This is a genomic window from Streptomyces pathocidini, assembly GCF_001418495.1.
GTDB lineage: Bacteria > Actinomycetota > Actinomycetes > Streptomycetales > Streptomycetaceae > Streptomyces > Streptomyces pathocidini.
Genome location: NZ_LIQY01000038.1, coordinates 1 through 3,915 on the forward strand (window position 1 = coordinate 1; position 3,915 = coordinate 3,915).

Consider the following 3,915-nt stretch of genomic DNA (forward strand, 5'->3'; position numbering starts at 1 on the left):
CCGCCGCGGCGGGCACCTCTCTCAGCAAGGATTACGGAACGTCCTCGGGCGGCTCCGACCTGCTGCGGAAGCGCGATACCCTCGACGCGGACGAGCGCCCGCCCTTCGATTCCGACGCCACCTGATCCCTTCGTATGCCCGGAGGGCCGACCCGGGTGGCTATTCTCCCTGTGTCCGGGGTGAGACGTCCGAGGAAGCGGGTCGCCGCCCTAAGACACCGGGGCAACGAGGAGGCGCCACGCAGATGGAGACCACGCGTCGGGTTGGAGCGCAGGGAGCGCTCGGCGATCCCAGCACGTCCGACAACGTGGAGGCCGGAAGAACGACGCAAGAGGAAGTGTCGGGCAGCCGGCGCGGTCTCGACGGCTATCTGCTCGCCGATTTCCCCTGGTACGGACTGGACGAGGCCTTCACGGGCCCGCGCCGGCTGATGCACGTCGGCGCCGCGGCCGACGGCACCGTCGAGCACGGCTCGACCGGCCACGGCGACGAGCCCACCCTGCGAGCCGAGGCCGAACACCACAAACAGCGCTTCACGGTGGTCGTCACGGTCGCCAGCCGCCCGGTGCGGCGCAGCGCGGACGGTACGGGCGTCCTGGAGGCCACCTCGGTCTCCTCGGCCGCCTGGCTGGCCGGCTCCGGCCTGCTGACCTGTACCTGGCCGCCGCAGATGGAGCGCGCGCTACGCGACGACTGGCTGGACCAGCAGACGACGATCGCCTGGGAGCTGGCCGACGACCTGGACGGCCCCGACTGGTCGAAGCTGTCCCTGCCGGTCGACGGCGTGCCGATGGGCTTCCACTACCGCGAGTCCGAGTACGGCTGGGTGCTGGCCGGTTCCGCCCGCGACGGGGTCCACATCGGGGCGTATGGGCGTGGCATGAGCGCGTACGGTCTGGGCTTCTCGGTGGTCAAGGACATCGCCGCGTACGAGCACTGACGCGAAAAACCGATGTGCGGGGCCCGGGTCTTCCCAAGACCCGGGCCCCGCACGTCACTTGGGCGTACGCGCGCTCAGAACTTGTTGCGCGGGGTGATTCCCAGCGACATGCCCGCCAGGCCGCGCTGCCGCCCGCCCAGCTTGTCCGCGATGGACCGCAGCGCGCTGCCCGCGGGCGAGTCGGGATCGGTGATGACGACCGGCTTGCCCTCGTCGCCGCCCTCGCGCAGCCGTACGTCGATGGGGATCGCGCCCAGCACCGGCACCTCGGCGCCCGTGGTCCGCGTCAGGCCCTCGGCGACCCGCTGCCCGCCGCCGGTGCCGAAGACGTCCACCATCTCGTCGCAGTGCGGGCACGGCAGCCCCGACATGTTCTCGACCACGCCGACGATCTTCTGGTGGGTCTGCACGGCGATGGACCCGGCCCGCTCGGCCACCTCGGCGGCGGCCTGCTGGGGCGTGGTCACGACCAGGATCTCGGCGTTCGGGACCAGTTGGGCCACAGAGATCGCGATGTCGCCGGTCCCCGGCGGCAGGTCGAGCAGCAGCACGTCCAAGTCGCCCCAGTAGACGTCCGCCAGGAACTGCTGGAGCGCGCGGTGCAGCATCGGCCCGCGCCAGACCACCGGGGCGTTGCCCGGGGTGAACATGCCGATGGAGATGACCTTCACGCCGTTCGCGGACGGCGGCATGATCATGTTCTCGACCTGGGTGGGGCGGCCCTCCGCGCCGAGCATGCGCGGCACCGAGTGCCCGTAGATGTCCGCGTCCACGACGCCGACCTTCAGCCCGTCCCGGGCCATGGCCGCGGCGAGGTTGACCGTCACCGAGGACTTGCCGACGCCGCCCTTGCCGGAGGCCACCGCGTAGACCCGGGTCAGCGAGCCCGGCTTGGCGAACGGCACCTCGCGCTCGGCCTGGCCGCCGCGCAGCGAGGCGGTCAGCTCGCGGCGCTGCTCGTCGCTCATCACATCCAGCTCGACGCTCACCCGCGTCACGCCCGCGACCCGTGAGACCGCCTCGGTGACCTCGCGCGTGATGGTCTCGCGCAGGGGGCAGCCGGACACGGTCAGATAGACGCCGACCGCCACGGCCCCGTTCGCCGCGATCTCCACCGATTTGACCATGCCGAGATCGGTGATGGGGCGGTGGATCTCCGGGTCGTTGACCGTCGCGAGCGCGGCGCGCACCGCGTCCTCGCTCGGCGCGGGGCCCTGGGGGGAGCCGTACGTGTCGGTAGCCATGCACCGATGGTACGGCGCCCGCGAGGGCGGCCGGGCGTGGGCCGGAGCAGAGCGGGCAGGGGCCATCCCAGTACGCTGCGGACTGCCGTCGGGGCACCGCATGCCGAGGGCCCGGGAACCGCCGGGCCCGCCGCGATCAGGAGGCAGAGCAGACGTGACCGCATTCCCCCGCACACGGAACGCCGCGCTGGTGGGCGCGGTGTGCACGGCGCTGGCCCTGGCGCTCGCGGGATGCGCAGAAGAGGACCCCGACGCCGGGACGAACGGCGTCGGCAGACTGGCCCCGCAGAAGATCGAGACCAAGGCCCTCAAGGCGGTCGAGGGCGCGACCTCGGTGCGGCTGTCGGGCAGCGTCGTCTCCCAAGGGCGCACGTACCGGATCGACATGCGGCTCAAACAGGGCGAGCGGGGCGGTGGCGTCGGCGAGGTCGCCACCAAGGACTCCACCTTCGAGCTGCTGCGCGTCGGCGACGCGCTCTATCTGAAGGCCGACGCCGACTTCTGGGCCCACCAGCACTCGGGGGAGGCGAGGAAGTCCGACAACTCGGCGGCGGACAAGCTGGAGCACAAGTACGTGAAGGTGCCCAGCGGCGACTCCGCGTACCAGCAGCTCAGCGGCTTCACCGACATGGAGCTGCTGCTGGAGGGGCTGCTCGGGCTGCACGGCCGGCTGACCGCGGGCGACCGGGACTCGGTCGGCGGCGTCCGCACGGTCCGGGTCGAGGCGGGGAACAAGGGCGAGGGCGGCGCGCTGGACGTGTCCCTGGAGGGCACCCCGTATCCGCTGCGGCTCCAGCGCGCGGGCGGCGCGGGCGAGCTCGAACTCGTCGACTGGAACGAGGACTTCACGCTGAAGCCGCCCAGCAAGGACGACATCGTCGACTACGGGAAGCAGATCTCGGCCGCGGGCGGCTAGCCCGTTCTCGGGATCGGGGCCGGCCCGTTCTCGGATCCGGGAAACGGCCCGCTCCCGGATCGAGGTCAGCCCGTTCTCGGACGGGGCGGGCTAGCGCCGCTTCCGCCCGCGCAGCAGCTTCGGCAGCGCCGCGGGGATCGGGCGGCGGGTCGTCGCCGGGGTCGCGGGCGGAACGGCGGCCAGCGAGCCGTCCGGCAACTCGGCGGTGGGACCGGCCGGTTCGAGCCGCAGCACCCGGCACTCCTGCGCCCAGCGCTCGGTCATCCGCTCGGCGTCGGGCGCGTTCAGCCGCTTGCCCTTGAGTTCGGCGGCGGCTGCCTCCCAGGCCTCGCCGCCGGGCGGCAGCTCCACGACACGGGCCTGCCAAGTGACCAGCCGCCCCCACTTGTCCTTGCTGCGCACGGTGACGCAGGCCGAGCCGCCGTCGGTGAGGCCGAGCCCGGTGAACGGCTGCTCGCCGGGGCCGTCGCCGACCAGGCAGGCTCCACCCTCGTGCCAGACGTGCCACAGGGCGCGCGCCGGGGCGGTCGCGCCCGCGTCGCCCCGGACCCAGACGAGGCCGGACTTCTTGGTGGCCTCCTCGATCAGGGCGCGGTCCATGAGGGTCTGCGTCATGCGGACACCCTATTCCAGGCCTTGCACGGGGCCCCGGCCCGCCGTTGGTCCCAGGCTTGTACGGCCCCGGCCCTCCAGGTTCTGTACGGGCCCCCGCCCGCCGTTCCAGTCCCCGGACGACAGTTCCGTACCCTCACCATGCGCCTTACCCTGGGAGGACTTGTCCCCTCCCAGGGTAAGACGCATGGTGAGGGTACGGA

Annotated in this window: 4 protein-coding genes; 2 read left to right on the forward strand and 2 right to left on the reverse strand. The window is 72.5% G+C overall.

Features of this window, described 5'->3' with window-relative positions; genetic code table 11:
• Positions 1 to 244 precede the first annotated feature (244 nt).
• Entirely contained in the window at positions 245 to 940 is a 696-nt protein-coding gene (locus tag AOK16_RS02680; protein ID WP_107098253.1) for a hypothetical protein, read from the forward strand.
• A gap of 74 nt (positions 941 to 1,014) precedes the next feature.
• Here the strand turns inward: AOK16_RS02680 and AOK16_RS02685 are convergent, their stop codons facing one another.
• Positions 1,015 to 2,184, reverse strand: a complete 1,170-nt coding sequence (locus AOK16_RS02685; protein ID WP_055470587.1) for an Mrp/NBP35 family ATP-binding protein — start codon at positions 2,182 to 2,184, stop codon at positions 1,015 to 1,017.
• 154 nt (positions 2,185 to 2,338) lie between these two features.
• On the opposite strand from AOK16_RS02685, the gene AOK16_RS02690 reads away from it, so the two are divergent.
• On the forward strand, positions 2,339 to 3,100 hold the full coding sequence (locus tag AOK16_RS02690; RefSeq protein WP_055470588.1) for a hypothetical protein: 762 nt from the start codon (positions 2,339 to 2,341) through the stop codon (positions 3,098 to 3,100).
• Positions 3,101 to 3,190: 90 nt separating this feature from the next.
• Here the strand turns inward: AOK16_RS02690 and AOK16_RS02695 are convergent, their stop codons facing one another.
• Positions 3,191 to 3,715 (reverse strand): hypothetical protein, encoded by a 525-nt coding sequence (locus tag AOK16_RS02695; protein ID WP_055470589.1) that lies wholly within the window; start codon positions 3,713 to 3,715, stop codon positions 3,191 to 3,193.
• Between the last annotated feature and the right edge of the window lie 200 nt (positions 3,716 to 3,915).